This is a genomic window from Burkholderiales bacterium, from assembly GCA_023511995.1.
GTDB lineage: Bacteria > Pseudomonadota > Gammaproteobacteria > Burkholderiales > Thiobacteraceae > Thiobacter.
In genome coordinates this window covers 1-3,131 of the sequence record JAIMAL010000041.1, presented here as the reverse complement: position 1 = coordinate 3,131, position 3,131 = coordinate 1, and the positions used below count along the sequence as shown (strand labels likewise).

Annotated in this window: 4 protein-coding genes; all 4 read left to right on the top strand. The window is 68.3% G+C overall.

All coding sequences use genetic code 11. The features are described from left to right. Positions 1–90: 90 nt before the first annotated feature. Positions 91–1,161 carry an NADH-quinone oxidoreductase subunit J gene (locus K6T56_12590; protein MCL6557178.1) on the top strand — a complete coding sequence of 357 codons (1,071 nt, stop codon included), beginning with the start codon at positions 91–93 and terminating at the stop codon, positions 1,159–1,161. Further along, the gene (locus K6T56_12585; GenBank protein MCL6557177.1) at positions 1,158–1,616 is read left to right on the top strand and encodes a DUF615 domain-containing protein; all 459 of its coding nucleotides are present in this window, start codon (positions 1,158–1,160) and stop codon (positions 1,614–1,616) included. The genes K6T56_12590 and K6T56_12585 overlap by 4 nt, the downstream gene beginning before the upstream one ends. 54 nt (positions 1,617–1,670) lie before the next feature. Further along, on the top strand, positions 1,671–2,237 hold the full coding sequence (mog, locus tag K6T56_12580; GenBank protein MCL6557176.1) for a molybdopterin adenylyltransferase: 567 nt from the start codon (positions 1,671–1,673) through the stop codon (positions 2,235–2,237). 207 nt (positions 2,238–2,444) lie between these two features. Then, entirely contained in the window at positions 2,445–3,008 is a 564-nt protein-coding gene (locus tag K6T56_12575) for an N-acetyltransferase (protein MCL6557175.1), read from the top strand. Positions 3,009–3,131: the final 123 nt, after the last annotated feature.

Sequence of the window (3,131 nt, the reverse complement as noted above, 5' to 3'; positions counted from 1 at the left end):
GACCGCGCCCCTCTCTCCCCCCGACCAACCCCAGCCCAAAGCCCACGAATACGCCACCTCCATCGAGGCGCCTCCGGGAACCAGCCAGCCATGACCATCCCCATCGAAGCCGCCCTCGCCGTCGCCATCCCCCTGCTCGGCCTGGGCACCTTCCTGCTCCTGCCCCACGCCCACCCCCGCGCCAAACCGCGCCGCGTCCATCTCGCCGGCGCTGGGCTCGCCGCCGTCGGCCTGGCTGCCCTGATGCTCACCCTCGCCCGCCCGGCCGAATGGCTCATCGCCACCTTCTTCTACGCCTTCGCCCTCATCGCCTTAGCCGGCGGCCTCCTGACCATCACCCACCGCGACCCCGTCTTCAACGCCCTCTGCTTCGCCCTCGTCCTCCTGGCCACCTCCGCCCTGTTCCTCCTGGTCGACGCCCAGTTCCTCGCCGCCGGCACCGTCATCGTCTACGCCGGCGCCATCGTCGTCACCTTCCTCTTCGTCATCATGCTCGCCCAGGCCGAAGGCCAGGCCCTCTACGACCGCATGACCCGCGCTCCCCGCCTCACCACCCTCGCCTCCTTCCTCCTGCTGGCCACCCTCGCCTACTCCGTCGCCCTCGTCCGAGGCGCCGAACGCCCCCTGCTCAAACCCCAGGAATACCCCTCCGCAACCGGTGAGGCCACCTTCGCTTTCAAACCCTCCGAGATCGAAACCCGCCTGGTCAAAGCCAGCGACCTGGCCGGCCGGGCCGCTCGCTCCGGCGATGAACCCCTCCGCCAGGTCGTCCGCATGGCCCTCGCCCCCACCGCCTCCACCGCACCCGCCCAACTCGGCGACCCCGCCCGCGGTCTGCCTCCCCCCCACGTCGCCAGCCTCGGCGGCTCGCTCTACACCGAACACCTACTCACCGTCGAACTGGCCGGCGTCCTGCTCCTCCTCGGGCGGTGGGGCGAGGTCCACGAGGTCCTCCTCGAACCCGAGCGGCTCCAGCCGTCCCTTCCACGAGGCCTCCGCGGCGAACACCACGCGGTGACCCCGCCGCTCGAGGACCTTCCCGATCCCGATGCAGTTGTTCGTCGGCCCGTAGGCGCTCTCGGGCATGAACACGATCGTCAGGCGCTCCTCGCCCATCGCCCCTCCCGTCCGTCCAGGGTGGAAAAACGCTTGCGCACTTGACCGCCTTCCTTCTTTCCCGGCTGCCGCCCGGGCGGCTTGCCGCGCTCGATCTGCCGGAGGCCCTCGTCGAGGCGATCGAGACCCTGCGCCGGCTGCGGGCCCACGAAGCCATCCGCCGGCAGATGCAGTACATCGGACGCCTGATGCGGCAGGTGGATGCCGAGCCCATCCGCGCCCGCCTCGCCGCCTGGCGCAATGAGGCGGCATGGGAGACCGCCCTCCACCACCAGGTGGAGGCCTGGCGGGATGCGCTCCTGGCCGACGAGGCGGCCTTGAGCCGGCTTGCCGCAAGTTACCCCGGCATCGATGTCCAGGCCCTGCACACCCTGATCCGCAATGCCCGCCGGGAAGCCCGGGAAGGCAAGCCGCCGCGGAGTGCCCGCGCCCTTTTCCGTACCCTGCGCGAGCAGCTGGCCCTAGCCGCCGGAAAAGATGCGCCCATGGACACCCTGTAATGGAAACTTCGCCTTTTGCCGTTAAGCTATGTACCTCAGTACGGTCTAGAACCCATGACATCCCCCGCCCAAGAAGAACTGATCATCGGCCTGGTGAGCACGAGCGACCGCGCAAGCCAGGGCATCTACGAAGACCGCGGCATCCCCGCCCTGGAGGAATGGTTCCGGGCGGCGCTGGCCACCCCCTGGCGCAGCATCCCCCGCCTGATCCCGGACGAGCGGAAGGTGATCGAGGAGACCCTCATCGACCTCGTGGACCGGCAGGGCTGCCACCTGGTCGTCACCACCGGCGGCACCGGTCCCGCCCCCCGCGACGTGACGCCGGATGCCACGCTGGCCGTGGCCGACCGCGTCATGCCCGGTTTCGGCGAGGCCATGCGCGCGGTGAGCCTCAAATACGTGCCCACCGCCATCCTGTCGCGGCAGGTGGGGGTGATCCGCGGCCGCTGCCTGATCCTCAACCTGCCGGGGCAGCCCAAGGCCATCAAGGAAACCCTGGATGGCATCTTTGCCGCCGTACCCTATTGCATCGAACTCATCGGTGGGCCGTATGTGACCACCCACGAGCACGTGGTGAAAAGCTTCCGGCCCAAATCCGCCCAACGTCCGTCTGCCCCGTAAGCCATGACCCCCTCCCTCGCCGAACGCCACCCTGCCGACAGTATCGGCCGTGAAACCCTCGTTGCCCTGGACCCCCGGGGCCGGCTGCGTCCTTTGGCTTTAGCCGTGGAAGCGCCACCGGACGTGGAGCTTTCCCAACGCAGCCTCAAGATCCGTCTGGCGCGCAGCGCCCACCAACAAAGCGCGGCGCGCCTCTTGATCCGCCGCATGTACGCCGGGCGCGGCTACCGGCTGCCGCTCAATGAGCGCGACGCCAACCGCATCTGCCTTGCCGTCTCCGATGCCGACCGGGTGGTGGGCACCCTCACCCTGGCGCTAGATGGCGAGGCGGAACTGGCCGCGGAGGCCCTCTATGCCGCGGAGCTTGATGCCCTGCGTCGGCAGGGTCGCCGCCTGTGCGAGATCACGCGCCTCGCCGCCGATCCCGCAGCCGGGGCGCGTCAGGTGCTCTTCGCCCTCTTCCACATCGCCTACATTTACGCACGGCGGCTGAAGAGTGCCACCGATGCGGTGATCGAGGTCAACCCCATGCACGTGCGCTTCTACCAGCGTGCCCTGGGTTTCGAACAGCTGGGAGAGAAACGCACCTGTCCCCGGGTGGGCGCGCCGGCGGTGCTGTTGCGGCTGGATTTCCACTACGTGGCGGCCCAGCTCGCCCGCTTCGCCGGCCGGCCGGAGCTTGCCCGCAACGAAAAATCCCTCTACCCCTACGCCTTCAGCGAGATCGAGGAAGCAGGCATCGCCCAGCGCCTGGCAAGACTTCTGGCCTGAGCTATTGTCTATTCCCTTGGCATGCGCTAATCTCGCGCGTTAAAAACATTCGCGGATTCAAGTTTGAAGTGCAATTTTGATTAACGGGTAGGTGGGTCAGAATGTGCGAGCATTTTGCCCCAT